Source organism: Streptomyces aurantiogriseus, from assembly GCF_014649375.1.
Taxonomy (GTDB): Bacteria; Actinomycetota; Actinomycetes; order Streptomycetales; family Streptomycetaceae; genus Streptomyces; species Streptomyces aurantiogriseus.
Genome location: NZ_BMSX01000008.1, coordinates 287,090 through 313,525, shown reverse-complemented (window position 1 = coordinate 313,525; position 26,436 = coordinate 287,090). Strand labels below are relative to the sequence as shown.

25 protein-coding genes are annotated in these 26,436 nt (G+C 70.4%); 15 read left to right on the top strand and 10 right to left on the bottom strand.

Annotated features, from left to right (window positions below; genetic code table 11):
- Nucleotides 1–5: 5 nt before the first annotated feature.
- Together IE263_RS19515 and IE263_RS19510 are read left to right on the top strand one after the other, a co-directional pair.
- Nucleotides 6–434, top strand: a complete 429-nt coding sequence (locus IE263_RS19515) for a nuclear transport factor 2 family protein (RefSeq protein ID WP_189938185.1) — start codon at nt 6–8, stop codon at nt 432–434.
- A 44-nt stretch (nt 435–478) separates the two neighbouring features.
- Complete coding sequence (locus tag IE263_RS19510) at nt 479–2,818, top strand: amino acid adenylation domain-containing protein (RefSeq protein ID WP_189938183.1); 2,340 nt, start codon at nt 479–481, stop codon at nt 2,816–2,818.
- Nucleotides 2,819–2,915: 97 nt separating this feature from the next.
- Here IE263_RS19510 and IE263_RS19505 read toward each other — a convergent pair whose 3' ends face one another.
- Nucleotides 2,916–3,857 (bottom strand): M28 family metallopeptidase, encoded by a 942-nt coding sequence (locus tag IE263_RS19505; RefSeq protein ID WP_229911060.1) that lies wholly within the window; start codon nt 3,855–3,857, stop codon nt 2,916–2,918.
- A gap of 587 nt (nt 3,858–4,444) precedes the next feature.
- On the opposite strand from IE263_RS19505, the gene IE263_RS19500 reads away from it, so the two are divergent.
- A complete protein-coding gene (locus IE263_RS19500) occupies nt 4,445–5,503 on the top strand; it encodes a glycoside hydrolase family 5 protein (RefSeq protein WP_189938179.1) in 1,059 nt (352 codons plus the stop codon).
- Between the two features lie 84 nt (nt 5,504–5,587).
- Here IE263_RS19500 and IE263_RS19495 read toward each other — a convergent pair whose 3' ends face one another.
- From IE263_RS19495 to IE263_RS19475, 5 genes are all read right to left on the bottom strand, one after another.
- A complete protein-coding gene (locus IE263_RS19495; RefSeq protein ID WP_268256039.1) occupies nt 5,588–6,268 on the bottom strand; it encodes a response regulator transcription factor in 681 nt (226 codons plus the stop codon).
- On the bottom strand, nt 6,258–8,360 hold the full coding sequence (locus tag IE263_RS19490; protein ID WP_189938177.1) for a histidine kinase: 2,103 nt from the start codon (nt 8,358–8,360) through the stop codon (nt 6,258–6,260). The genes IE263_RS19495 and IE263_RS19490 overlap by 11 nt, the downstream gene beginning before the upstream one ends.
- 96 nt (nt 8,361–8,456) lie before the next feature.
- Nucleotides 8,457–9,167 (bottom strand): hypothetical protein, encoded by a 711-nt coding sequence (locus IE263_RS19485; RefSeq protein WP_189938176.1) that lies wholly within the window; start codon nt 9,165–9,167, stop codon nt 8,457–8,459.
- Between the two features lie 130 nt (nt 9,168–9,297).
- The gene (locus tag IE263_RS19480) at nt 9,298–9,975 is read right to left on the bottom strand and encodes a response regulator (RefSeq protein ID WP_189938174.1); all 678 of its coding nucleotides are present in this window, start codon (nt 9,973–9,975) and stop codon (nt 9,298–9,300) included.
- A complete protein-coding gene (locus IE263_RS19475; RefSeq protein WP_189938172.1) occupies nt 9,972–11,636 on the bottom strand; it encodes a sensor histidine kinase in 1,665 nt (554 codons plus the stop codon). The genes IE263_RS19480 and IE263_RS19475 overlap by 4 nt, the downstream gene beginning before the upstream one ends.
- A gap of 97 nt (nt 11,637–11,733) precedes the next feature.
- Between IE263_RS19475 and IE263_RS19470 the strand changes: the two genes are divergently transcribed.
- The 5 genes from IE263_RS19470 to IE263_RS19450 are packed head-to-tail and all read left to right on the top strand — an operon-like array spanning nt 11,734 to nt 16,293.
- Nucleotides 11,734–12,744, top strand: coding sequence for a Bug family tripartite tricarboxylate transporter substrate binding protein (locus IE263_RS19470; protein WP_189938170.1), 1,011 nt, complete (start codon nt 11,734–11,736; stop codon nt 12,742–12,744).
- Nucleotides 12,741–13,283: a tripartite tricarboxylate transporter TctB family protein gene (locus tag IE263_RS19465; RefSeq protein WP_189938168.1), complete on the top strand. Its 543-nt coding sequence runs from the start codon at nt 12,741–12,743 to the stop codon at nt 13,281–13,283. The genes IE263_RS19470 and IE263_RS19465 overlap by 4 nt, the downstream gene beginning before the upstream one ends.
- Entirely contained in the window at nt 13,283–14,782 is a 1,500-nt protein-coding gene (locus tag IE263_RS19460) for a tripartite tricarboxylate transporter permease (RefSeq protein ID WP_189938166.1), read from the top strand. Before IE263_RS19465 ends, IE263_RS19460 begins: the two co-directional genes overlap by 1 nt.
- 15 nt (nt 14,783–14,797) lie before the next feature.
- On the top strand, nt 14,798–15,199 hold the full coding sequence (locus tag IE263_RS19455; RefSeq protein WP_189938156.1) for a universal stress protein: 402 nt from the start codon (nt 14,798–14,800) through the stop codon (nt 15,197–15,199).
- Nucleotides 15,196–16,293 carry a DUF475 domain-containing protein gene (locus tag IE263_RS19450; protein WP_189938154.1) on the top strand — a complete coding sequence of 366 codons (1,098 nt, stop codon included), beginning with the start codon at nt 15,196–15,198 and terminating at the stop codon, nt 16,291–16,293. The genes IE263_RS19455 and IE263_RS19450 overlap by 4 nt, the downstream gene beginning before the upstream one ends.
- Before the next feature lie 7 nt (nt 16,294–16,300).
- Here the strand turns inward: IE263_RS19450 and IE263_RS19445 are convergent, their stop codons facing one another.
- Together IE263_RS19445 and IE263_RS19440 are read right to left on the bottom strand one after the other, a co-directional pair.
- Nucleotides 16,301–17,278 (bottom strand): expansin EXLX1 family cellulose-binding protein, encoded by a 978-nt coding sequence (locus IE263_RS19445; RefSeq protein WP_189938152.1) that lies wholly within the window; start codon nt 17,276–17,278, stop codon nt 16,301–16,303.
- Nucleotides 17,279–17,608: 330 nt separating this feature from the next.
- Nucleotides 17,609–18,094 (bottom strand): hypothetical protein, encoded by a 486-nt coding sequence (locus IE263_RS19440; RefSeq protein ID WP_189938150.1) that lies wholly within the window; start codon nt 18,092–18,094, stop codon nt 17,609–17,611.
- Nucleotides 18,095–18,406: 312 nt separating this feature from the next.
- On the opposite strand from IE263_RS19440, the gene IE263_RS19435 reads away from it, so the two are divergent.
- Nucleotides 18,407–19,015 (top strand): TetR/AcrR family transcriptional regulator, encoded by a 609-nt coding sequence (locus IE263_RS19435; RefSeq protein WP_189938148.1) that lies wholly within the window; start codon nt 18,407–18,409, stop codon nt 19,013–19,015.
- Complete coding sequence (locus IE263_RS19430) at nt 19,012–20,004, top strand: DMT family transporter (protein WP_373312012.1); 993 nt, start codon at nt 19,012–19,014, stop codon at nt 20,002–20,004. The genes IE263_RS19435 and IE263_RS19430 overlap by 4 nt, the downstream gene beginning before the upstream one ends.
- 74 nt (nt 20,005–20,078) lie before the next feature.
- On the opposite strand, the gene IE263_RS19425 is transcribed toward IE263_RS19430, so the two are convergent.
- On the bottom strand, nt 20,079–20,972 hold the full coding sequence (locus IE263_RS19425) for an alpha/beta hydrolase (protein WP_189938146.1): 894 nt from the start codon (nt 20,970–20,972) through the stop codon (nt 20,079–20,081).
- Between the two features lie 231 nt (nt 20,973–21,203).
- On the bottom strand, nt 21,204–22,058 hold the full coding sequence (locus IE263_RS19420) for a PaaX family transcriptional regulator (RefSeq protein WP_229911068.1): 855 nt from the start codon (nt 22,056–22,058) through the stop codon (nt 21,204–21,206).
- Nucleotides 22,059–22,520: 462 nt separating this feature from the next.
- Between IE263_RS19420 and IE263_RS19415 the strand changes: the two genes are divergently transcribed.
- The 5 genes from IE263_RS19415 to IE263_RS19395 all read left to right on the top strand — a co-directional run bounded on the left by IE263_RS19415 (nt 22,521) and on the right by IE263_RS19395 (nt 26,326).
- A complete protein-coding gene (locus IE263_RS19415) occupies nt 22,521–23,498 on the top strand; it encodes an ABC transporter substrate-binding protein (protein ID WP_189938143.1) in 978 nt (325 codons plus the stop codon).
- A 98-nt stretch (nt 23,499–23,596) separates the two neighbouring features.
- Nucleotides 23,597–24,346 (top strand): ABC transporter permease, encoded by a 750-nt coding sequence (locus IE263_RS19410; RefSeq protein ID WP_189938333.1) that lies wholly within the window; start codon nt 23,597–23,599, stop codon nt 24,344–24,346.
- Between the two features lie 4 nt (nt 24,347–24,350).
- Nucleotides 24,351–25,133, top strand: coding sequence for an ABC transporter permease (locus IE263_RS19405; protein WP_189938134.1), 783 nt, complete (start codon nt 24,351–24,353; stop codon nt 25,131–25,133).
- Between the two features lie 47 nt (nt 25,134–25,180).
- Nucleotides 25,181–26,011 carry an ABC transporter ATP-binding protein gene (locus IE263_RS19400; protein ID WP_189938132.1) on the top strand — a complete coding sequence of 277 codons (831 nt, stop codon included), beginning with the start codon at nt 25,181–25,183 and terminating at the stop codon, nt 26,009–26,011.
- Nucleotides 26,012–26,077: 66 nt separating this feature from the next.
- Entirely contained in the window at nt 26,078–26,326 is a 249-nt protein-coding gene (locus IE263_RS19395; protein ID WP_229911059.1) for a hypothetical protein, read from the top strand.
- Nucleotides 26,327–26,436 lie beyond the last annotated feature (110 nt).

The following is a 26,436-nucleotide window of genomic DNA, read 5'->3' as shown; positions in this document are numbered from 1 at the left end:
TGGACATGACCATCACGCCGGACCTCTACATCGAGGTCAAGAACTTCTACGCCCGTCAGATGCGCGTGCTCGACGACCTGGACATCGAGCAGTTCACCGCGACCTTCACCGAGGACGGCTCGGTCGCCCACCCCCACCGCGGCGAGAAGGTCGAGGGCCGCGAGGCGATGCGCGCCAAGATGAAGAGCATGCTCCCGATGTACGAGGGGCTGGTCACCCGCCACTGGTTCGACCACTTCCTGATCGAGCCGGCCGAGGACGACGGCCTGCGCGTCACCTATTACTCCCTGGTGACCCAGACCAACACCCAGGACGAGGTCCACTTCTTCTCCTCCTCCAGCGTCGAGGACCGCATGGTGCGCGAGAAGGGCGAACTGCGCATCCGCGAGCGGGTCATCCACCGCGACAACCCCAAGTACGGCCGCGTCATCTGACGTACCGTCACCCGACCCGCACCTCACGAAGGAGGGCAGAGCAGATGGCAGAGCCCTGGGAGCTGCCGCCGGCCGAATGGAACGACACAGCACGGCCGTTCGAGGACCAGGTGAGCATGATCGACCTGATCGAGCGGCGCGTACGGGAGAACCCCGGCGCCCCGGCCGTCCGCCTCGGGGACGGGGAGGTCAGGACGTACGCGCAACTGTGGGGCGACTCCGGCCTGCTCGCCCGCTTCCTGAGCGACCACGGGGTGGGCCGGGGCGACTTCGTGGGCATCCTGCACGAGAACTCGTACGACAGTGTGCGGGCGGTCGTCGGTGTGCTGCGCACCGGCGCCGCCTACGTGCCGCTCGACGCGCGCTGGCCGGCCGCCCGGATCGCCGCCCCGGTACGCCAGCTGGGCATCGGCTGGCTGGTGACCGGCCATGCGCTGGCCCGCCGCGCGGAGGAGGCCGGGCACCTCGCGGGCACCGGCCTCCGGCTGGTCTGCACCGACCTGCGGGCCGCGACCCCGGACCCGCTGGACACCGAGGCGGTGGGCCTGCTGTGGGACACCGTCGCCGAGGACGAGGACCTCGCCCGGGCCTCGGGCTTCAACCAGAACCCGGCCGACGACATCTCCGCCGCCCAGATCGACACGTACGTCTCCCATGTCCGTGACCTCGTCCTGTCGGCGGCGGACAAGCCGCGGGTCGTCGAGGTGGGCTGCGGCGCCGGTCTGATCGCGGGCGCGCTGCGGGACCGGGTGGCCGCCTACACGGGCGTCGACGTGTCGTCGGTCGCGCTGGAGCGGGCGGGCCGGGAGTACGGCGAGGGCGCACGGTTCGTGCACGCGCCCGCCGACGAACTGGGCCGGGTGGTGGCGCGGGCGAGCGCCGATGTGGTGGTGCTGGCCAGCGTCGCCCAGTTCTTCCCGGGCTTCGAGTACCTGCGGTCCGTGCTCCGGGACGCGCTGGGCGCCCTGGCACCGGGCGGCGCGGTGGTCCTCGCGGATCTCGCGGAACCGGGCGAGGGCCGCGAGAGCGGCCATCTGCACGTGCCCACCGAATGGTTCACCCGCCTGGCGGCCCAACTGGGCCTGCCGGTACGGGCGGAGATCCACCGCCGCGAAGGGCACGCCTGGCCCCCGGTCCTACGGGACCGCTACGACGTGGTCCTGCGCCTCGAACCGACGGAGACCGGTACACCGCACGTGCCGGTGATCAGCACCTGGAGCGACGTCGAGAAGGCCCGCGCCTTGCCGCTCCCCACCGGCCCCGGCGCCGACGACACCGCGTACGTCATCTTCACCTCGGGCTCCACCGGCGTACCGAAGGGCGTCTCGGTACGCCACCGCAGCGCCGTCAACGTCATCCAGTGGGTGAACGAGACCTACGAGGTCGGCCCGGACGACTGTCTGCTGTGGGTCACCGCGCTCACCTTCGACCTGTCCGTCTACGACCTGCTCGGCATCCTCGCGGCGGGCGCCAGCCTGCGTGTGGTCCCCGCGGTCGAACTCTCCGACGGCGAGCGCCTGTTGGACATCATGCTGAACGAGCCGGTCACCTTCTGGGACTCGGCACCGGCCGCACTGAGCATGGTGATGTCCTTCGCGGACGAACCGCAGGACAAGGGCCCGGCCCCGAGCCTGCGCCTGGTCTTCCTCAGCGGCGACTGGGTGCCGCTGGCCCTCCCCGACCGAGTCCGCGCCCGCTTCCCGAAGGCCCACGTCGTCGCCCTGGGCGGCGCCACCGAGGCGACGATCTGGTCCAACCACTTCGACGTCGGCGAGATCGACCCGGAGTGGACCAGCATCCCGTACGGCAAGCCGATCCGGAACGCCCGCTACTACGTCCTGGACGGCGACCGCAAGCCGTGCCCGATCGGCGTCGAGGGCGACCTCTACATCGCGGGCGTGGCCGTGGCCGACGGGTACGTCGGTGATCCCGAGCTGTCGGCCGGGAAGTTCACGGCCGACACGGTCTGCGGCCTGCCGGGCGAGCGCATGTACGCCACGGGCGACCGGGCCCGCTGGATGGCCGACGGCAACCTGGAGTTCCGGGGCCGCCGGGACGACCAGGTCAAGGTGCGCGGCTACCGGATCGAGCTGGGCGAGGTGCTGGCCGCGCTGCGGCAGGTGCCCGGGGTGGTGGACTGCGCAGTCACCACGCTGCGCGGTGAGGACGGCCCGCAGATCGTGGCGGCGGTGGCCACGGGGTCCGCGGGGCAGGAACTGTCCGGCGGCTCGGTCCGCCGCCACCTGACCGGGCTCCTCCCCAGCTACATGCTCCCGGAGCACGTTCTCGTCCTGCCGGCTCTGCCGGTCGGCCCCACGGGCAAGGTGGACCGCGACCAACTGGCCCGGTCGGCGGCACGCCCCAGGGGCCGCAGAGCGGGCTGAGGCCGAAGAAAGGCCAGGCAGAGGGGCCGGGCCCGAAGGCCCGCCCCCTCTCCTTCCCTGCTTTCCCCGCCTGCCTTGCTTTCCCTGCCTTCCGTGCTTACTTGCGCACGCCCAGCTTCCAGACCATGGCGGCGACGGCGTCGGTGTTGACGTCCAGGGCCCGCTTGTTGATGTTGGCGGGGGTGTCGCAGGCCAGGTGGTAGCACTTGTCCATGGCCTCACCGGCGGTGCCGCCCCACTTCGCGACCTGCTCCGGGGTCTTGATCTCGGCGGACCCCGTGAAGATGCCGCCCACGGCGACGCCCTTGGCCAGGAACGGCTCGTGGTCGCTGCGGCCGTTGAGTGCGGTGGCGGGCTCGGTGGGGATGCCCTTGGCGGTGAAGTACTGGTTGAAGTGCTGGGCGACCTCGGGGCTCTGGTCGTAGACGAAGTACCCGGGGTTCGGCGAGCCGATCATGTCGAAGTTCAGGTAGGCGCTGATCTTGGCCAGTTCGGCCGGCGGCAGGGTGTTCACGTAGTGCGTGGATCCGATGTAGGTCTCCTCCTCCGTTCCCCAGAAGGCGAAACGGAGGTGCTGGGAAGGAGTGACGTTCTTCGCGGAAACCGTCAGCGCGGTCTCCAGAATGGCCGCCACGCTGGAGCCGTTGTCATTGATGCCGGGGCTCGTGTCCACGGAGTCGAGATGCGCCCCGACCATCAGGACCTTCCCGGACTGCCCACCCCGAGGCCAATCCGCAAGAAGATTCCAGCTCTTCTTCCCGCCGAACTCGAATTCCTGCAGCGAGGTGACGAAACCGGCAGAATCCAGCTTCCCCCTGACATAATCAATGGACGCCTGATAACCGGCCGTGCCATGGGCCCGGTTGCCGTTGTTCGCGTCGGCGACCTTCTGCAGCGCGTCGAGGTGCCGCATCACCTTGCCGACGGAGATGTCGGGCGCACCCCCTGCCTGAGCAGGCTCTTCGGCATGCACACCACCTGCCCCGAGCACCAGGACGGACAGCGCGGAGGCCGCGACGACGACAGGACGGGACGACATGAAAGCCACGGAGAATTTCCCCTCTACTTTTGCAGGTGCGGGCACCTGAGATCGCCCCGAATACTTCCACCCCACCGGAACCAACGCCACCCGCTTTCACAACCGGAATCCACCAGCCGCCCCTTTTCCGCCACCCCACCCACACCGGCTTTCTCGCCGGAAGAGCCGCTGAAAATCACGTATGAACGACTCGAGCGGCACTGAATTCTCACGTAAATTCATGGCGCATTTTGTACGGCCTGCGGGTGCCCGGTGACCGATGGGGTTGTTTCGCCCCCGCCGCCCTACCCGTCCCGTCCCGTCAAGGGCTCCACCCCTTCGCCCCCCGCCAAGGGGCTCCGCCCCTTGGACCCCGGCCTGTACCCACCCACCACCCGACTCGGCCCCCGACTCACACTTCGGGACAGCCACACCCCCACCACCACGCCCGCTCTGCCCCACCCGCGCAACGGATGTCACGCACGGGAAACCTTGACGATCACTGTGCCGGGTGCCACGATTCCGGGCGCCGAGATGTTTGCGTAAACATCCGCCACCCCAAGGGCCGATGTTTACGCAAACATGAGGACCCCCGAAAGGCCAAGCCGATGCGCAGAACCCCCGCCGGCACCCGCCGCACCCCCCGCCTCCGAGCCGCCCTCATCGCGCTCCTGATCGCCGGGGCGGGCACCACCACCCTCGCCGGCACCCCCGCCACGGCCGCGCCGGCCACCGACACGACCCAGTTCAAAGGCGTCAACTGGGCCGACCCCCGCGACAACTTCGCCGACGACCCCGTCGTCCTGTCCGGCCTCTCCCTCTCCGACACCTACGCCCAGACCTACACCAAGGCGAGCCGGGTGATCTCGGCGTTCCGGGCCAACCTCGGCGCCAACACCGTCCGTCTGCCCATCAACCCGTACACGGTCAACGGCGCGTACTGGAAGTCGTACCGCGGAGTCGTCGACGCGGCGTCGGCCAAGGGTTTCAAGGTCATCCTGTCCTACTGGGAGGGCACGGGCCCCCGCAAGGACGGCTTCATCGACGACACCGCCACCTACTGGCCCATGTGGGACACGGTCGTCAAGGCCTACAAGAACGACAAGCACGTCTACTTCGAGCCGATGAACGAGCCCCACGGCTACACCGACACCGAGTGGGCGGACATCGCGGCGAAGTGGCTGGCCACCTACCCCTCGGTCCCCCGCAACCGCGTCTTCGTCAGCGGCGCCGGCTACAACGACCACGTCACCACCGTCTGCGCCGACCCGCGCCTGAAGGGCACCTACCTCTCCCTGCACCACTACGGCTTCTGGAAGGAGTACGCCACCTACGACCAGTGGGTGGCCGACCTGAAGGTACGCATCGGCGACTGCGCCGGCCGGACCGTGGCGGACGAGTTCGGCGCCCCGATGACGACCGGCCTCGACTACAACAAGCCGACGCCCGACAACAACTACATCAACTTCATCCAGGCGGTCACCGACACCTTCCGTGAGCTGAAGATGGGCTCCGTCTACTGGCCGGGCCTGCGCACGGACGACACGTACTCCCTGCAGACCCTGACCGGCGACCCGGCCCGCCCGTGGCTGGCCACGACCAACCAGTCCGGCGCCGACCGCCTCGCCTGGGCCTGGGGACGCGGCAAGCCCGTCCAGCAGCCCTGACGGCACCAAGGCTCCGCCCCGCACTGCCCCAGTGCGGAGCCTCCCCCGAGCAAATGCGGGGCGGAGCCCCCGAGGCGCCCGCGATCACCCCTCCCCCAGTCCCGCCTGCCGCGCCCGGACGATGGCCTCCGCCCTGGTCGCCGCCTGGAGCTTGGTGAGGATGCTGGACAGGTGGTTGCGGACGGTCTTGGGACTGAGGACGAGCCGCCGGGAGATCGCCAGGTTGTCCAGTCCCCGGGCCACCAGGTCGAGGACCTCGCGCTCCCGCGCGGTCAGTTCGGGCAGGGCCACGGGCCCGGCGCCCGCCGACCGCAGTCCCGTGAGATGGGCGACGGCACGGGAGGCCACCGCGGGACCGAGGATCACCTCACCGTTCGCGACCGCCCGCACCGCCCGCTCGATCTCGGCGGGCGCCGCGCCCTTCAACAGATAACCGCGGGCCCCGGCCCGCATGGACGCGAAGACGGAGTCGTCGTCGTCCAGCATGGTCACCACGAGGACGGCCGTGGCGGGCCGCAGCCGCAGGATCTCCCGGGTGGCCTCCACCCCGGAGGGCGTACGGTCGCCCAGGTGCAGGTCCATGACGACCACATCGGGCCCGTGCGCCCGCACCGCCGCCACGGCCGACTCCAGGTCCTCGGCCTCGGCCACCACCGTCAGTCCCGGCAACGAGCAGAGCAGCGCGGCCATCCCCATCCGGAACACGGGGTGGTCGTCGACGACGGCGATCCGCACCGCCCCGCCCTCGGGCACCTCACCGGACACGGCCCCTCACCTCTTCCTCCTGCTCACCGTCGCGCACCAGAGGCACGTCGAGCACGACCCGGGTGCCCCGGCCGCCCTCCCCCGGCTGCCAGGTGACCGTGCCACCGAGGGTCTCGGCGCGTTCCCGCAGTGACTGGGTGCCCACCCCGGCCCGGACCGCCGGCCCCATCCCCCGGCCGTCGTCCTCGACGCTCACCGTCAACCGCGGCCCCGCGTCGGGGGCGAGCCCCGCCAGGGTCACCGTGCAGGTCCGGGCCCGCGCGTGCCGCGAGACATTGCGCAACGCCTCGGCGACGACGGCGTACACGGCGCCCGCGACCTCCTGGGGCACGTCCCGTACGGCAGCCCCGCAGCCGTCTCCGTCGGCGCGTACGACGACCTGGAGCCCGTCCGCCTCGTACCGCATGACGAGTTCGCGGACGGCCGGCACCAGACCCAGCTCGGCGAGGACCGGCGGCACCAGCCCCCGTGCGAGGACGCGGACTTCGTCGACGCGGGCGTCGGCCTCGGTGCGCAGACGGGTCAGCAGGGGACCCGCGGGCGAGTCGTCGGGGAGGAGGTTGCGGGCGGCGGCGAGGCCGAGGCCGATGCCGGCCAGCGCGGGGCCCAGTTGGTCGTGGAGTTCCCGGCGCAGGGCGCGGCGCTCGTCGTCGCGGGCCGCGGCGAGCCGGCCGCGGGACTCCCGCAGCGCCCGGGTGACGGCGGCGAGGTGCACGGCGGTGGCCACGATCGGCGCGACCTCGTCGAGGGCGGTGCGGGCGCGCCGGTCGAGCCGTTCACCGGGCCGTGCGGTCACCACCAGGGTGCCGGCGGCACGCCGACGCACCACCAGCGGGACGGTCACCGGCTGCGCGCCGGCCGGTTCGCCGAGGGCGGCCAGGGTCTCGCCGTCCTCGTCCAGCACCCGCACCGACCCGAGGTTGAAGGAAGCGGCCACGCTCTCCGCCATGCCGGTGAGCGCCTCCTGCGGTCCGGCCGCGCTGCCGAGGTGACGGCCGACCCGGCTGAGCGCACCGGCGGCCGGCTCCCCGTGCACGAGCCGGTCCACGCGCCGCTGCAACCAGCCGCGGGCGGGCTGGATCCCGGCCGCGGTCGCGGCGGTCGCCAGCACCCGGCCCAACGCTCCCTCACCGGGCAACAGCAGCCCCAGCACGGCGACCGTCACGAAGTACCCGGCCACGAGCAGCCCGGTGAGCAGCCACCACACCAGCGCGCGGCTGACCACGAGATCGATGCCCCACAACTGCTGACGCAGGACCGCGACGAGGACGGCGGCCGGGAAGAAGGCCTGCGAGGCGAGGTGCGTCCACGGAGTGAACAGCGCCAGTGACGCCGGCCCGCCGTCCGCCCACACGACCAACGGCAGGAAGGTCGCCGCGACGAGCGCCGTACCGATCGCCAGCCAGCCCAGCCCCCGCGCCGCCGGCTGCCGCCACCGACGCCGGGCGGCGTGGACCGCGGCGCCCAGCCCGAGCACGACGACCGCCCCGATCAGCACCCGCTGCACCGGCTCGATCAGCCGCGCCCAGTCGGCGTCGCGCACCGGCAGCGGCGCGTACGACCCGGCGGCCTCGGGCCACGGCCAGGGATCGGTCAGCCGCACCGCCAGCAGGCCCACGATCAGCAGGATCCCGCCACCGATCGCGAAGCGCACCGCCCGCGAGGCGGCCCGCTCCGACACCAGATACGGCACGATCAGGACGAGCGCGAGCGTCCCCGGCACCCAGGCCGTGCCCTGCAGGATCGACCAGGCCGGCGGCAGCGCGTCGGGCCCGGCGTCCTTGGCCCACAGCACGACCAGTTGGGCGGTGACCGCCGCGACGCCCCCGCCGACCGCGGTCAGCGCCACCAGCCAGGCCACCGGGTGCCGGCGCCGGCTCAGCACGACGGCCGCGACCAGCCCGTACACCAGCGCGTCGGCCGTGTCGACGACGAAGTACCACTGCGTCGGGTCCCAGGGCGCACCCGCCAGGCCCATCAGGACCAGGGCGGCCACCGCGAGCCCCCACGTGACCACGAGCACGCCGACGGCGGGGACCGGATGGCCCCCGCCGTCTGTGCCCCACCGGGCCGCCTCGCCTGTTCCCCCCACAGGCCCAGCCTCGCAGCGGGTCTCGCGGATTGTCACTGCGGCGCGGTCGTCACTGCGCCGCCACTACGACGAACGCCTCCCCCCTGTGTACGGCGTTCAGTCGAGCGCGGGCCTGCGGCCGAAGGCGAACGCGCAGCCGAGCACCAGCAGATACGGCACCCCCACGAACAGCGCCATGTACTGGAACGGCAGCAGTTGGGTGACCAGCGCCAGGAAGCCGAAGATCACGCTGACTACGCCGATCCAACGGCTCACCGCACCCTGCCGGAACGCGGCGACGACGAGCGCGGCGGCGGTGAGCACCAGTCCCGCCCACAGCCAGCCGTACGTACCGAGCTGGGCGAGCTCACCGACGATCGTGTCCGGGTCGGTCTTGTCGGCATTGCGCAGGTTGTGGAACACCTCGGTGCCCATCCCGGCGCCGACCAGGCTCATCACCCCGACCAGCAGCATCCCCAGATACGCGGTCGTCGGCACGAGACTGCCCGCCGGGCACTGCCGCTCGAGCCGGCGCCGCAGCCCGGCCCCGAAGAGCACGGCGCCCAGCGCGGCCGCGGTGAACGCCAGCTGAGTGACGAACACCCAGCCCTGAGCGGAGCCGTCGAGCCGCGCCACCATCTTCGCGTTGTCGATGATGTCGGACTCCTCGTACGGCCACAGCGGCCCCGCCGCGAAGAACACGACGAGCCCGCCGAGCGCGGTGACGATGCCTCCCCAGGCCCACCCGCGCCCCTCGGCGACCGCACGCGGCGGCTCGGGGACGGCGTGGTGGCCGGCTGTGGTCGGCTCGGACAGCGGAATGGACATGGTTCCCCCGTGAAGTGGTGCTGCCGAAGCAGTACTGCCTGTGGACAGGGCAACCATGGCGCGCCCGGTGTCCCGGCCGCATGGGACCGGTGTCCCGTTCTGCCGGGCGGGACACCGGCCGGGCGATGCTCTACCGGTCGTGCCAGTGATACCGCCGCTCCGGCCGCCCCGCCTGCCCGTACCGCAGTGTCACCACGGCCCGTCCCGTGACGCTGAGGTACTCGAGGTAGCGGCGGGCGCTGACGCGGGAGAGGCCGACCCGGGTCGCGCACTCGGCCGCGGAGAGGGTGCCGTCGGCCGCGCGCAGGGCGCGTTCGACCAGTTCGGAGGTCTCCACGCTCATGCCTTTCGGCAGCGTGGGTGTCACCGGGGGTGCCGCGACCCGGCCCAAAGCCCGGTCCACGTCGGCCTGTCCGCTGACCATGCCGGCGCTCAGGTTGCTGCGGCGGGCGCTGTACCGTTCCAGCCGGTCCCTGAGGTCGTCGGCGTCGAAGGGTTTCAGGAGGTAGTCGACGACGCCCTGGCGGACGGCGCCCCGGACCGTCTCCGCCTCGCGGGCGGCGCTGATCACCATCACGTCGCAGTCATGGCCGGCGGTCCGCAGCCGGGGGACGACGTCCAGGCCGAACATGTCGGGCAGGTAGAGGTCGAGCAGGACGAGGTCGGGCTGCAGTTCGGCGGCGGCGGTGAGCGCCTGCTCGCCGCAGTTCGCCGTTCCGACCACGCGGAAGCCGTCGACACTGTCGACGAATCCGCGGTGGATCCGCGCCACCATGAAGTCGTCCTCGACCACGAGTACGTCGATCATCGGACTCTCTCCGTCTCCGGTCCGGTCAGCTGACCTACGGACATCCAGGCGATGAACATGGCGCCTTCCTGCGTGTTGGACACCGACACCTCGCCACCTCTGCGGGTGCAGACCAGCCGGGTGAGCGCCAGGCCGATCCCCCGGTCGCCGCCCCGCGCGGCCTTGGTGGTGAAGCCGTGGGAGAACACTTCCTGCGCGAGCTCGGGAGCCACGCCCGGCCCCGAGTCACGGACGACGATCTCCACGCTCGAGGCGTCCTGGCGCAGCTCGACCTCCACCCAGGCCTCGCCGTCGGGGTCCGCGGCGGCGGCCGCGTCGAGGGCGTTGTCGACGAGGTTGCCGAGCACGGTCGCCACGTCCGCGGAGTCCGTCGGGTCCAGCCGGTCCAGGGCCGTGCGTTCGGAGATGCGCAGCCGGACCTTGCGCTCGGCCGCGAGCGCGGACTTCGCCATGAGCAGCGCGGCGACGGCCCGGTCACGGACCCGGCTGGTGAGCGTCAGGTCGAGCGACTCGCGGTGTTTGCGCAGGGCGCGGACGTACCGGACGACCTCGTCGTGCTCACCGATCTGGATGAGCCCGGAGATGGTGTGCAACTGGTTGGAGAACTCGTGGGCCTGGGCGCGCAGCAGCTCGGTGCTGCTGCGGAAGGAGCCCAACTCGCGTTCCAGTTGGGCGAGTTCGGTGCGGTCGCGCAGGGTGGTCACGGAGCCCAGGCGGCGGCCGTCCTTGGTGACGTCCATCCGGTTCATCACCAGCACCCGGCCTCGGCGTACGACCACCTCGTCGCGCCGCTCGGCCCCGGGCTCGGCGTCGCGCTCACCGCCGCCGGTGCCGGCGAGGACGTCGTACAGTCTGCCGCCGATGCCGAGGTCGGACAGGCTCATGCCGACGCAGTCCTCGGGCAGGTCGAGCAGTCTGCGACCGACCTCGTTCACCAGGGTGAGCCGTAGGTGCGGGTCGAGCGCGATCACGCCCTCGGCTATCCCGAACAGCATGGCCTCGCGGTGTTCGGCGAGCCCGGCGATCTCCCGGGGTTCGAGGCCGAGGGTCTGGCGCTTGATCCGCCGGGCCAGCAGCCAGGAGCCGGCCACGCCGAGCACGCTCGCGATGCCGAGGTAGGCGAGCAGGTAGGAGGAGGCGCCGCTCAGCCGCTGCCAGACCGACGGTGACACGCGTCCGATCATGACCGTGCCGAGATGCTCGCCGATGTGGTCGCGGTCCTCCCCGAGCACCGGGACCTGGGCCACCAGGTGACGCACCCCGTCCACCGGCAGCTCCCCCGACCAGCCGCGCGCCTGCGCCACGCTGGGCCCGGCGACCGGCAGCGGCGTCCCGACCAGCGTGGGGTTGGTGGAGGCGACGATCTCGCCGCGCGCGTCGGCGACGGTGACGGAGGTGACGTTCGACTGGGTCAGGCGGGTCTGCAGCAGCGGCGCGAGGGTCTCGGCGGGTGCGGGGCGGACGAGCTGGCTGCGCAACAGTGGGTTTCCGGCCATTTCCTCGGCGAGGGCGGTCACGCGGCGTCCCTCGACCCGGTCGAAGGTCGCCTTCGACTGCGCCAGCGAGACCGCGGCGACCGCGACCAGCACAATCACCACGATGGCCAGCTGCAGTACCAGCAGCTCGCCGGCGAGCGTATGACGACGTGACGCAACGACCACTATGAACTCAACCTTCAATGGTCACACAACGCAGACGGGCTGTCCCAGGAACCGCACAATCATGGCGCCGGACCAGCCCGAGCGAAAGAGATGAGCCATGAGAACTCGCAGAGCCGCACTTCTCGGCGCTCTTGCCACCGTGTCGATGCTCGCCGCCAGCGCCTGCGGCGCGACCGCGGACAAGGAGAATTCGGGAAGCGCGGGCGCGGGCGACAAGCCCGTCACCGGTCTGCGCCTGATGGTGCCCAACACCCCGGGCAGCGGCTACGACACCACCGCCCGGACCGTCGCCCAGGTGATGCAGGACTCCAAGGTGGCGTCCGGTGTCCAGGTGTACAACCTGCCCGGCGCCGGCGGCACCGTGGGCCTGCAGCGCCTGGTGAACGAGGAGGGCAACGGCAAGCTGGCCATGCAGATGGGCCTGGGCGTCGTGGGAGCCGCGTACACCTCGAAGTCGTCGGCGACCCTGACCGACACCACACCGATCGCCAAGCTGATCGAGGAGGCCGGCGCGATCGTCGTGTCGAAGGACTCCCCGTACAAGACGATCGACGACCTCGTCACCGCCTGGAAGAAGGACCCCAAGAAGGTGGCCGTGGGCGGCGGCTCGTCGCCGGGCGGCCCGGACCATCTGCTGCCGATGCAGCTGGCGAAGGCCGTCGGCATCGAACCGAAGCAGGTCAACTACGTCGGCTACGACGGCGGCGGTGAGCTGCTGCCCGCCATCCTCGGCAACAAGGTCGCCTTCGGCGCCAGCGGCTTCGGCGAGTTCCTCGACCAGATCGAGGCCGGCCAGGTGCGGATCCTGGCCGTGACCAGCGAGAAGCCGATCGACGCGGTGAAGGACGCCCCCACCCTCAAGGACTCCGGCATCGACCTGGTCTTCACCAACTGGCGCGGCATCGTCGCCCCTCCGCGGATCACCGACGAGCAGAAGCAGACCTGGATCGACTCGCTGACGAAGATGCACGAATCGAAGCAGTGGAAGGCCGAGCTGGCCAAGCGCGGCTGGACCGACGCCTTCGTCACCGGTGACGAGTTCGGCACGTACCTGAAGAACCAGGACGAGTCCGTGGCCAGCCTGCTGACCGAGCTCGGGCTGGCATGAGCTCCCCCAGCTCCCCCACAGACGAAGAGAGCGTCCAGGACACCCGTCCGCCCGAGGGCAAGGACCGCGCACAGTACGGCGTGTGCGCGTTCCTCGCCCTGCTGGGCACCGCGGTGATCGTGGACGGGCTCGGGATCCCGCACATCACCAGCGGCACCGACCCCGTCGGTCCGCGCGCGGTGCCCCTGATCCTGGGCGTCCTGCTCGTGGTGATCGCCGCCCTGTACGCCGTCGACGTGGCCCGCGGCGGCCGCGGCGAACCCGAGGCCGGCGAGGACGTCGACCTCACCCAGGGCAGCGACTGGCGCACGGTGCTGCTGCTGATCGGCGCGTTCGTGGTGAACGCGGTGCTGATCGAGCGGCTCGGCTGGGTGATCAGCGGCTCGCTGCTGTTCTGGGGCACCGCCTTCGCCCTCGGCAACCGGCACTACGTACGCAATCTGCTGATCGCGGTGACGCTGTCCCTCACCACGTTCTACGCCTTCGCGATCGGGCTCGGTGTGAACCTCCCGGCCGGTGTCCTGCAAGGAATCCTGTGATGGACAACCTGAACAACCTCATGCAGGGCTTCGCGGACGTCGTGGCCCCCATGAACCTGCTGCTGGCGCTGATCGGTGTCGTCATCGGCACCGCGGTGGGCGTCCTGCCGGGCATCGGCCCGGCGATGACGGTGGCCCTGCTGCTGCCGATCACCTACGGCATGGAACCGGTCCAGGCGTTCATCATGTTCGCCGGCATCTTCTACGGCGGCATGTACGGCGGCTCGACCACCTCCATCCTGCTGAACACCCCCGGCGAGTCGTCCTCGGTGGTGACGGCCATCGAGGGCAACAAGATGGCCAAGGCGGGCCGGGCGGCGCAGGCGCTCGCCACCGCCGCGATCGGTTCCTTCGTGGCGGGCACCATCGGCACCCTGCTGCTGGTCCTGGTGACCCCGTTCGTGGTCGACTTCGCGGTCAGCCTGGGCGCACCGGACTACTTCGCCCTGATGCTGCTCTCCTTCATCGCGGTCACGTCCGTCCTGGGCTCGTCCCGCATCCGGGGCCTGATCTCGCTGCTGCTGGGTCTGACGATCGGCCTGGTCGGCATCGACGCGGTGTCCGGACAGCAGCGGCTCACGCTGGGCATCCCCCAGCTGGCCGACGGCATCGACGTGGTCGTCGTCGCCGTGGGCATCTTCGCCGTCGGCGAGGCGCTGTGGGTGGCCGCCCATCTGCGGCGCAGGCCCGCCGAGATCATCCCGGTCGGCCGCCCGTGGATGGGCGCGAAGGACTGGAAGCGCTCGTGGAAGCCCTGGCTGCGGGGCACGGCGTACGGCTTCCCGTTCGGCGCGCTGCCGGCCGGTGGCGCGGAGATCCCGACCTTCCTGTCGTACACGACGGAGAAGCGGCTGACCAAGCACCCCGAGGAGTTCGGCAAGGGCGCGATCGAGGGTGTGGCCGGGCCGGAGGCGGCGAACAACGCCTCCGCGGCGGGCACCCTGGTTCCGATGCTGGCCCTCGGCCTGCCGACGAACGCCACCGCGGCGGTCATGCTGGCGGCCTTCCAGTCGTACGGCATCCAGCCCGGCCCCCTGCTGTTCGACCGCGAGGCGAGCCTGGTGTGGGTGCTGATCGCCAGCCTGTTCGTCGGGAACCTGCTGCTGCTCCTGCTGAACCTGCCGCTCGCCCCCGCCTGGGCGAAGCTGCTGCGGATCCCGCGCCCCTACCTCTACGCCGGAATCCTGTTCTTCGCGTCGATGGGCGCCTACGCCGTCAACGCCCAGCCCCTGGACCTGTTCGTGCTGCTGGTGCTGGGACTCCTCGGCTTCGCGATGCGGCGGTTCGGACTGCCGGTGCTGCCGCTGATCGTCGGCGTCATCCTCGGCCCCCGAGCCGAACTGCAGGGACGACGCTCCCTGCAACTGTCGGGCGGCGACCTGTCGGGGCTGGTGGGCGGACCGGTCTCCTACGCGGTCTACACCACGATCGTCCTGGCGCTCCTCTGGCCGCTGGTCCGGCGGTTCGTCGTACGTCCCCTGCGTGAGCGAAGTGCCTGAGAGGAAGAGCGGAGAATGACCGTACTGGTCGGATACGTACCCTCGCCCGAAGGTGAGGCCGCGCTGCGCGCGGGGATCGACGAAGCCCGGCTACGGGGCGAGAAGTTGCTGGTCGTGAACACCTCGCGGGGTGACGCCTATGTGGACCCGCGCTTCGCGCAGGAGCCCGAACTGGCCCATGTCCGCGAGGAACTGGCCGCCCTGGGCATCGAGTTCGACATACGCCAGGTGCTCGGCGGCGGCGACGCCGCCGAGGAGATCATCGACCTGGCGGAGCAGTCGGACGTGTCCCTCGTGGTGATCGGGCTGCGCCGCCGCAGCGCGGTCGGCAAGCTGATCATGGGCTCCGCCGCGCAGCAGATCCTGCTGGGGGCCGGCTGCCCGGTCCTCGCGGTGAAGGCGGCGGGGCAGGAATGATCCTGAGAACCTTCGGCTGGTCGTTCGCCGTCACCGCGCTCGGCCTCGCCTTCGCCGCGTGGCAGTGGGGCTGGGAGGCCTTCGGGATCGTGCTGATCCTGTCGATCCTCGAGATCTCGCTGTCCTTCGACAACGCGGTCGTCAACGCCGGGATCCTGAAGAAGATGAACGCCTTCTGGCAGAAGATCTTCCTCACCCTCGGCATCCTGATCGCGGTGTTCGGCATGCGGCTGGTCTTCCCGGTCGTGATCGTCGCCATCAGCGCCAAGGTCGGCCCCGTCGAGGCGGTACAGCTCGCCCTCGACGAACCGGACCGGTACGAGGACCTGGTCACCGACGCCCACCCGGCGATCGCCGCCTTCGGTGGCATGTTCCTGCTGATGATCTTCCTCGACTTCATCTTCGAGGACCGGGACATCAAGTGGCTGGCATGGCTGGAGCGCCCGCTGGCCAGGCTCGGCAAGATCGACATGCTGTCGGTCTGCGTCGCGCTGATCGTCCTGATGGTCACGGCGATGACCTTCGCGACCCACGCGCACATCAGCACGGGCCACGCGGACAAGTCCGCCACGGTACTGCTCTCCGGCGTCGCCGGCCTGATCACGTATCTCGTGGTCGGTGGCCTCTCCGGCTACTTCGAGGACAAGCTGGAAGAGGAGGAGGAACACGAACACGAGGAGGAGGAGAAGGCCAGGGCAGAGGGCAGGCAGGTGTCAGCGGTCGCCCTCGCCGGCAAGGCGGCGTTCTTCCTCTTCCTCTACCTGGAAGTCCTCGACGCCTCCTTCTCCTTCGACGGCGTGATCGGCGCCTTCGCCATCACCAACCACATCTTCTGGATGGCCCTCGGCCTCGGCATCGGCGCCATGTACGTCCGCTCGCTCACGGTCTACCTGGTCCGCCAGGGCACCCTCGACGACTACGTCTACCTGGAGCACGGCGCCCACTACGCGATCGGTGCCCTCGCCGCGATCCTGCTGATCACCATCGAGCACCAGATCAGCGAGATCGTCACCGGCCTGCTCGGCGTGGTCTTGATCGCCGCCTCGTTCCTGTCGTCCGTCCGCCGCAACAAGGCGCTGGAGACGGCCTCCTGACGAGGTGTCAGTGTCCGGAGAACTGGACGCGGGTCGGCTGCACCGCATCCGGCCGCAGTGCGATCCCGTCGACGGTCAGTCGCTCCCCGTAGATGTCGGTGATCCTGATCGCGCCACCACACCCGCTGCCCTGCTCGGAGAGGAAGTAGTTGTACTCGGTGCGGGGCAGCCGGGTCCAGCCGCTGCTCGTACGGACCTCCAGCCGGGCCAGCGGATTGCGGTGGCCGATCGCCTGGATGCCGCACCAGTAGCGGCTGGACCCGGTCTTGTACCGGATGGAGATCGTGTCGGACGTGCTCGGGCTCACCAGACTCCAGGTGATCGGGATCCGTCCGGCCGACAGCGGGGCCAGTTTGGCGAACGCCTGGGTGCTGAGGTCCAGTTGACCGGGTTCGCAGGGCGCCGGGCACTCGTTGACGATCCGGACCGTGACGGACGCACCGCCCGCCGCGCGGACGCGGACGTACGCCCCGCACGCCTTGGACGTCTCGTAGTCGGCGGTGTTCATCGCCGCGACCATGAGGTCGTCGCTCGGACCGTACGAGCAGGCACCGTCGCCGTTCCCCGCGTCGTAGGACGTGGCGACCCCCTGGTAGTCGACCGCGGGCCGGATCCGTCCCGCCAACGACCCGCCGGCGTCTTCCGCCCGCGGGGCGCTCGGGGTACGCGCGGCGCTCGGGGCCGACGGCCGCGCCGCCTCGCTGGTCGCGGGGGCCGACGGGGTGCTCACGGCAGCCGACGGGGTGGTCGTGGCGGCCGTCGCGGTCGGGGACGCCGAGGAAGGCCGCGGCTCCGGCGCTCCGGACGGCACGCTCACCTGCCGGCCGGCGACGGGCGTCGCCGCGCCGGGCCCGTCACTTGCCTCACGGTCGGGCCGGAAGGCCACGACCAGGGACACGACGAGCGCGACAGCCGCCACGGCGACGGTGGAGACGAGAACGGTGGGCCGTCTGCGGGGAGAACGGCGGTGGGAAGAGGACGCCACGGATGAGCCCTTGCGTAGTCCGGAACAACACCTGTTCCCCTTCAGTGGCCGCGGGGCGTGAAAAGGTTGCCGGGGTTTCCCGGTGTTTCAGCGGCGCACACGAACAGCCGCGTCGGGGGGCGCGCGTGAGTGGCTGCCTGGCCCCGCCGCCGCTCCTGTTCTACCGTGCTGTGCGTGTCAGTACCGCGACACACAGGGGTTGGAGTGACTGACGGAACGGCGCTTGCGGAGCGGATCGCGGAGCGGCGGGCCAAGCAGGTGAAGGCGTATCTCTCACTGTCCCTCGGCGGAGTCGACGACGACCTCATTTGTGGGCCTGATGCTCAGTGCTCAACGGCCGAACAGCTCATGGAGAACGCTCATCCTGTCGGGCCGTGCCTCCAGCAGGATCAGACCGAGCGCCGCGATCGGGTCGAGCGCGGGATCGCTGTGGGTGACGTAGGTATGGACCGTACGGTCGGGCCGGGACGTCTCCCCCACCCGAAGGACGGCCCGTTCACCCGCGGTCACCGTGAACCGCAGTCTTCTCCGGAAGCGGGCACGGTGGATGCGGTACTCCTGGTCCCACAGCAGCACGGTGTTCCCGTGGCGCTCTCCCACTTGTTGTCCGCCCACCGACAGCAGCGGCTGTCCCTCGTTGAAGTCAACGATCAGACGGGGTTCGTCGCCGACCCGATCGGTGCTTCCCAGCACGTGCTGGCGGCCTCGGCCGGCCTGCGTCGAGAGCGCGCCGACCGGTTCGCCGTCCACCTGGAAGAACGAACTGACCATCCACATCATGGACTGGCCCGGCCGCAGCTCGTCGCTCGTCGTCACCGCTGGACCACCGATTCGCGAGGGGAACACGTCGTCGTCCCTCACATGGTCGCAGCCCGAAGCCGTCTGCCCCAGGTAGGCGGGGGCGACGGCTGAAGTCGTCTGTTTTTCGGCAGCGGCGAAGAATCATCACCCCAAGCGCACTGAGAGTCGCCGAACTGTGTGCGAGCTGTGTGTGAGCTGCGCCCACGGATGGGTGAAGGCCGAACGGAGGGCAGATGAACGGGGAACTCCGAGAGCGACGCCCGCCCTGGGGGCACTCTTCCTCTTCTAGGTAGACTGACCTACCTAGAAGAGGAGGGCAGCAGCGCAATGAGCGACACCCCCACTCCGGCAGCGCACCCCCGCAAGAAGCAGGGCAGCGCGCGCTCGCGGCTGCTCGACGCCGCGGCGCGCCGCTTCTACGCGGACGGTGTGTCGGCGACAGGGATCGACACGATCACCGCCGAGGCGGGCGTGGCGAAGATGAGCCTGTACAACAACTTCTCCTCCAAGGCCGACCTGGTGATGGCCTACCTCGATGCACGGCACGAGGAGTGGCTGGGCCTGTACCGGCGACGGATGGAAGGAGTCGGGGACGCTCGCGGCGGCGTACTGGCGGTCTTCGACGCGTACGCCGATCACGCCGCTTTCGCCTACGAGCACGGCTTTCGCGGGTGCGGGCTGCTGAACGCGGCTGCCGAACTGCCCGCCGGACACGAGGGTCGGGACGTGGTGCGCCGGCACAAGGAGGAGGTCGAGTCCCTGCTCGCCGGGCACCTCGAGGAACTGCTGCCCGACCGGCCCGAGGAGGCGCACGCGCTTGCGGAGCATCTGTCGTTCCTGCTGGAAGGCGCGGTGGCACGCGCCGGCCTGGAGGGCGCGGGCACGCGTCTGGAGCATGCGCGGACCATGGCGGCGAACCTGCTGGGCCGGCTGTGACACGGCTCGCCGGACATGCGGCCGGCTCGGTGGGCATGGGTTCGCTGTGCGTGCTCCTGGCGTCGGTTCTGTGGGGCACGACGGGCACCGCCGCGACCTTCGCCCCGGCTGTGGGCCCCCTCGCGATCGGGGCCGCCGCCATGGGCCTGGGCGGACTGCTCCAAGCCCTCATGGCCGCCCCCCGTATCGCCCGGGAAACGTCCGGGCTGCGCGCACAGCGCGGTGTGGTCGTGCTCGGCGCGCTGGCGGTGGGGGCCTACCCGCTGGCGTTCTACAGCTCCATGCACCTGGCCGGGGTCGCCGCCGGCACGGTGGTGTCGATCGGCTCGGCCCCGCTCGCCTCGGCCGTGATAGAGCGCGTGGTGGACAAACGCCGCCTCACACGCCGCTGGACGACCGGTGCGGCTCTGGGCCTGACCGGGACCGTTCTGCTGTGCGCGGCCGAAGCGGCCGAGGCACCTTCCGGCACGGGGACCCACTCCGCGCAGACGACCGTGCTCGGAGTGGCTCTGGGCCTGGTGGCCGGCTTCACCTACGCCCTGTACTCCTGGGCGGCCCACCGCCTGATCAGCCACGGCGTCACCTCCGGCGCGGCCATGGGCACCGTCTTCGGACTGGGCGGTCTGCTGCTCCTGCCCGTGCTGCTGGCCACCGGCGCCCCGCTCCTCGACTCCTGGTCCAACGCGGCCGTCGGCGCCTACATGGCCCTGGTGCCCATGTTCACCGGCTACGTCCTGTTCGGCTGGGGCCTGGCACACGTCCCGGCGAGCACCGCGACCACACTCTCGCTGCTGGAACCCGCCGTCGCGGCCGTACTCGCCGTCCTGGTGGTCGGGGAACGCCTGCCCCTGCTCGGCTGGGCCGGCATCGCCCTGGTCCTCGGCTGCCTCGCCGTACTCACCACGCCGACCCGCCCTGCCGCGAAGACCCGGGCGACCACCGGCACCCGGGAGGACAGCGCAGCGCCGGCAGCGGATCCGGTCCGCTGAGCCGAAGCCGGCGCTCCATACACTCGCCGGAGATGAAGGCGCCGTGATCGGCGCGAGCGGTTTCGGAGCTCGCGTCAGTCGCTGAGTGCGGTGCGCAGGGTGGCGGCCATCAGATCGATGGCTTCTTTCGCCGCCGGCACCGGGCCGGTGTGGGTGAAGTAGTGGTCGACCCCCTCGAAGACACGGTGGGTGACCGGGACGCCGGCGGCATCCAGGGCCTTGGCGTAGGCGTCGCCCTCGTCGCGCAGGCGGTCGTTCTCCGCGGTGATGACCAGGGCGGGAGGGAGTCCGGCGAGGTCATCGGCCAGTCCGGGCGAGACGAGGGGATGCGCACGGTCGGCCGGATCCGGGACATAGGCGGCGGTGAAGATCCGCATGAGCTGGGGGCTGAGCAGCGGCTTGGCGATGAGGGACTGCTTGGTGGCCGGGTCGGCGAGCTGGTCGAGCGGGGCGGAGTCGATGATCTGGAGCCGGGGCGAGAAGGTGCCGCGGTCTCGGGCCGTGCGACAGACCGCGGCGGTCAGGTTGGCCCCGGCGCTGTGTCCGCCCACGGCAAGTCGCGAACCGTCCCAGTCATGGGCGGCGCCGTTCTCGGTGACCCACGCGGTGACGTCGTACGCCTGGGTGACGGGTACGGGGAACTGCGTCTGTGGAGCGACGGCGTAGTCCACGTTGATCACCACGCAGCCGGCCGTGGCGGCTATGTAGCGGCAGATGTGGTCGTCCTGCTCCGGGCGGCCGACCACGAAACCGCCGCCGTGGAAGTTGACGTACACGGGGGCGAGGGCTCCGGTCGTGGCCGGCGGGCGGTAGACGGTACAGGCCACCGGCCCGGCCCCGGTCTCCACCCGAAGGGCTTCGGTGCGCTTCGGGATGTCGGCGAAGCGCAGGTCCTTGTGCACGCGGGCCATCATGCGGCCGAGCAGCAGCTGGATACCTCTGGCCTGGACTCGTGAGCTGAATGGCATGACCCCGCCTCATCATTGCAACATTGAAATATCAGGATTCCTGATAATGGACTGGCCGTCCCGCATCACGCAATGGGTCGGCTCAAGCAACCGGCCGACGCCGCTTCGTCATCCGCCGCGCAGGTGCGGACAGCGGCCTTCGAGTACGTCGCCTCGGTGGTCGGAGACCCTGCCGAGCAGTGACGCGCCGCGCATGATCCGCCGGTCCCGCACCAGGCGCCCGAGTGCTGCTCAGGCAGGTTCCAGAGGCGTTGTCTCCAGCAGATCGGCGGCCACCCGGCGGGCGGGCTCCCCGGTCTGCACCGCGAGGCGCCGGAAGGTCTCTTCGGCCGGCCGGGCGGGCCAGTTCGGTGGCAGATGCCGGGCGGGCAGCCGGGGATCCGTGCGGATGGTCCCCAGCCACTCGGCGACCAGGCGGAGGCGGGTGGCCAGCGGGTCGCCGGAGCGATCGCCGAGATGCGTGATCCAGCGTTTCTCGAAGGCGGCGTAGCGGGCGGCGATGGTCTCCAGATCCCAGGTGTCGCGGATCATCACATCGATGTCGGTGGCGGCGTCCGCGTGCGCGTGGAAGATCTTGACATGGGCGGCGATGCCGAGTTCGGCGACGATCTCGGAGATGTCGACGTCCCCCGGCGCGATCCACAGCCCGCTGTAGAGGGGACCGAAGCCGGCCCAGGTGAGCCGCGAGCGCAGGTCGTGGCGTTGACGCTGCCAGGCTTCGGGCAGCGAGAAACCGAGCAGGGTCCAGGTGCCGTCCCAGTCGTCGTTGACCGCACTGGTGTGCCAGACGCGTTTGCGCCCGTTGTCGAGGATCTGCGTCGCGTGCGGGGTCAGGCCGAAGTACATGCGGCGCCCTTGCCGCCGGCGCTGCAGCAGGCCGCGGTTCACCATGCGGGTCAGGGTGGAGCGGACGGCCTGCTCCCCGACTCCCACGCGTCCGAGGGCGTCGATGATGCTCCCCGAGTACACGCACAGCGGGCCCTCTTCCAGGACGTGGTCGCCGAAGAAGGCGAGCAGGAGCGACTGCGGGCGCAGTTGCGGACCGGCCGGGGAGTCCGGGGCCGCACCGGCGTACCCGTCGTCCACGTCGGAAGCGTTCACCTGGGAGAGCGTCACGCCGGCAAGCGTACGGTCGCCCCCCGTGGTCATCACGGGCGGCGTGGGCTCAGGGCCGGTACCGGTCGGCGGGGTGGGCCAGGTCATTGGGGCGCAGGTACGGACTTCACGGAGCGGACTCCTTTGTCTTCGGTCTCTTTCGTCCGGGGGCATGACACCGCGAAGGTAGGCGTGTAGATTGCGCCCGTCAAGAAGCTGCACAACATCACGGAGTCATTCCGTCGTCGTAGTCGGCGAGCCGCTCGACACGACGAACGCCCCCCCACCACCCCGCGCCATCAGAGCAGCCGGGCACCCCCACCCAGAACTCCCACAGCACCCCTATTGACGACAAGTCCGGCAACGACATAACGTCCGCGCCACTCGCTCAAGTAAGCACATAAGTGCGCAAAGTGATTCATTCTCACTCACACTTCCGTCAGGAGGAGCCCTATGCGACGGCGCATTCTCGGGCTTGCGATAGCAGTGGTCACGGTCGCCGGTGCGGCCGGATGTGGATCCTCGTCCGCTGGGACGAGCGGTTCGTCCGCCTCGGGCAGCGGCAAGACCACCCAGGTCAAGGTCGGTATCGTCCCGATCGTCGATGTCGCGCCGCTCTATCTGGGTCAGAAGAAGGGCTTCTTCAGCAGCCGCGGCATCGAGCTGAAGATGGAGAGCGCCCAGGGCGGCGCCGCCATCATTCCCGGTGTGGTGAGCGGACAGTTCCAGTTCGGGTTCAGCAACACCACGTCACTGATGATCGCCCAGACCAAGGGAGTTCCGGTGACGTCGGTGGCCAACGGCTCGGCCACGACCGGAGACACCACGACCGACATCAGCGGCGTGGCGGTCAAGAAGGACAGTCCTGTCAAGTCGGCCAAGGATCTCGCCGGGAAGACGGTGGCGGTCAACACCCTGCAGAACATCGGTGACACCACCGTGCGTGAGGCGGTCCGCAAGGACGGCGGCGATCCCTCGAAGGTCAAGTTCGTCGAGATGCCCTTCGACCAGATGCCGGCCGCCCTCGATGGTGGCCAGGTGGACGCGGCCTGGATGGGCGAGCCCGCGCTGACGATCGCCAAGTCGCAGGGCGCCCGGGTCGTGGCGTCGCCGTTCGCCGAGACCGACCCCAAGCTCACGCTGGCGACCTTCTTCACCTCGACCCGGCTGACGAAGGAAGACCCCGACCTGGTGAAGAAGTTCGCCGAGGCGATGGCCGAGTCGCTCGCGTACGCCTCCGCGCACAAGGACGAGGCGCGGCAGATCCTCACCACCTACACCAAGATCGACGGTGACGTGCTGAAGAACCTGACGCTGCCGTCGTGGCCCGCGGAGTACGACATGGCCTCCCTGGAGAAGCTGGCCTCGCTCGGTGAGCAGGACGGACTCTTCAGCGACAAGAAGCCCGACCTGAAGGCGCTGTTCCAGTGACACCGTCGGCCATCGCGTCCGTGAAGACGAAGCCCGCCGGGACCGGTGCCGGTCCCGGCGGGGCCCCCGGTCGGCGCGGCCCCGGCACCGTCACCGCGCTGCGCGGGCTCGCCGGCCTGGCCGGTCTGGTGGCGGTCCTCGAAGCACTGCCCCACACCGGTGTGGTCTCGGCCGACTACCTTCCACCCGCTTCGGAGATCGGCCGCACACTGTGGCACCTGCTCGCCGAGAACGCGTTCTGGACGGCACTCGCCGACACCCTGACCGGGTGGGGGCTCGGACTGGCCATCGCGGTCGTGGCCGGGGTGGTGGCCGGAGTGGTGATCGGCTCCGTTCCCGTACTGCGGGCGGTGACGGCCTCCACCATCGAGTTCCTGCGGCCCATCCCGTCCGTCGCACTCATTCCCGTGGCGGTGCTGCTCTACGGCACCGACCTGGAGTCCACACTGCTGCTGGTGGTGTACGCCTCCTTCTGGCAGGTGCTCGTCCAGGTGCTGGCCGGCACACAGGACGTCGACCCGGTGGCGGACGACACCGCCCGCAGCTATCAGCTCGGCCGATGGGGCCGGGTGCGGTACGTCCTGTGGCCCACCGCGCTGCCGTATGTGATGACGGGCGTACGGCTGGCGTCCGCCGTGGCGCTGGTCCTCGCCATCACCGCGGAACTCGTCATCGGCTCACCCGGCCTGGGCCACGAGATCGCCGTCGCGCAGAACTCCGGAGCCGTATCGCGCGTGTATGCCCTGGTGCTGGTCACCGGCCTGCTCGGAGTCGCGATCAACCTGGTGGCGCGGGCCGTCGAACGGCGGGCGCTGCACTGGCACCAGTCCCTGCGCAGGGAGGGATGACCTGATGACCGTCCTCACAGCGGGCCGGCGGATTCTGCTTCTGCTGGGCATGCCCGCGGTCCTGTTCGCCGTGTGGTGGTTCGCCACCGCCGACAGCACCGACGTCTACTTCCCACCGCTGTCCACCATCCTGCGGAAGTTCGGGGAGGTCTGGGCGGGCGACCGGCTCACGGCCGACATCCTGCCCAGCCTCCTCCGGCTCACCGCGGGCTACCTCCTCGCCGTCGCCGTCGGCGTCGGACTCGGCCTCGTCGTCGGCATGAGCCGCGTCGTACGGGACGTCCTGGAGCCGGTGCTGGAGCTCTTCCGGGCCGTCCCGCCACCGGTGCTGGTACCCGTGATCATGCTGTTCGCGGGCATCGGCGACACCATGAAGATCCTGGTCATCGTCAGCGGCTGCGTCTGGCCGATCCTGCTCAACACGGTCGAGGGCGTCCGCGCCGTGGACGAAGTGCTCAGCGACACCTGCCGCTCCTACGGCATCACCGGCCCGTCCCGCCTGTGGCACCTCGTGCTGCGCTCGGCCAGCCCGCAGATCGTCACGGGCATGCGGCAGTCGCTGTCGATCGGGATCATCCTCATGGTCATCAGCGAGATGTTCGCCGCCAGCAACGGACTGGGCTTCACCATCGTGCAGTTCCAGCGCACGTTCGCCATCCCCGAGATGTGGAGCGGCGTCCTGCTGCTCGGCCTGCTCGGCTTCGTCCTGTCGCTGCTCTTCCGGTTCGCCGAGAACCGGGCCCTGGCCTGGTACCACGGCCTGCGCCGCGCCCAGCGCGACACCTGACCCGCCGTCCGGCCACGACGCCCACCACCCGTACGAAGGAGACGTCGATGCTCGACGTACGCAACCTGCAGAAGACCTACACCGGCCGCAACCGCACCGTCGAGGCACTGCGCAGTCTCAGCTTCCACATCGACGCCAATGAACTGGTGTGCCTGGTCGGCCCGTCCGGCTGCGGCAAGACCACCCTCCTCAAGTGCATGGCCGGACTGCTCGCCCCCACCGGCGGCGAGGTGATGCTGGACGGCCGCCCGGTCAGCGGGCCCCCGCCCGGCATGGCGGTGGTCTTCCAGGAGTACGGCCGCTCCCTGTTCGCCTGGATGAACGTCCGCGACAACGTCGCCCTCCCGCTGCGCCGCAAGAAACTCGGCAAGGCCCGCGAGAAGGAACTCGTCGACCACGCCCTGGAGGTGGTCGGCCTGGCCGACGCCCACCACGCCTACCCCTGGCAGCTCTCCGGAGGCATGCAGCAACGCGTCGCCATCGCCCGCGCCGTCGCCTACGAGCCGAAAGTGCTGCTCATGGACGAGCCCTTCGCAGCGGTCGACGCGCAGACCCGCGCCGACCTGGAGGACCTCATCCGGCGCCTGTGGCGCGAACTCGGCGTCACCGTCCTGTTCGTCACCCACGACATCGACGAAGCCGTCTACCTCGGCCAGCGCACGATCATCCTGTCCAAGTCGCCGACCGTGGTGCAGGAGGACCTGACCATCGATCTGCCCGACGAGCGCGACCAGTTGCACACCCGCTCCAGCGCCCGCTTCGGCGAACTGCGCGCGCACGTCTACGAACAGATCCAGCGCGCCAAGCACCACAGCGGCGACACAGAGGCCTCCGTTCCGAGCGCGGCAGGCGCCGCAACCGCGACTCCGCACCTCTGAAGGGACACATGAGCGCACCACCCGCCTCGCCCGCACGCTGGGCACCCGCACCTCGACCGCCTGGGCATGAGGGATCTCTCCCGTTTCGAGACGGGCTGGATCAAGCACCATGTCCAGCTCGACGAGAACGGCTGGGTCGCCTCCGAGGGCGTGCTGTGCCGGCTCGGCCCCGAGGAGTTCGTCTACACCGCCGGAAGCTGTGACTGGCTGTTGTGGCAGCTCGGCCAGGGCGGCTGGGACGTCGCAGCGACCGGCATCAGCCACCGGCCTTCATCGGGGCCGGACCGTACACCAAGGCCAAGAAGCGGGGCGTGAAGCTCGTCGGCGCCACCGCCGCGAACGCGCCGTCCTGTCCCGCGCCGTGCTCTGGCACGCCGAGGACCGGCACCGTCATCCGTCGTCTGCTCAAGCGATATCGCCGACCC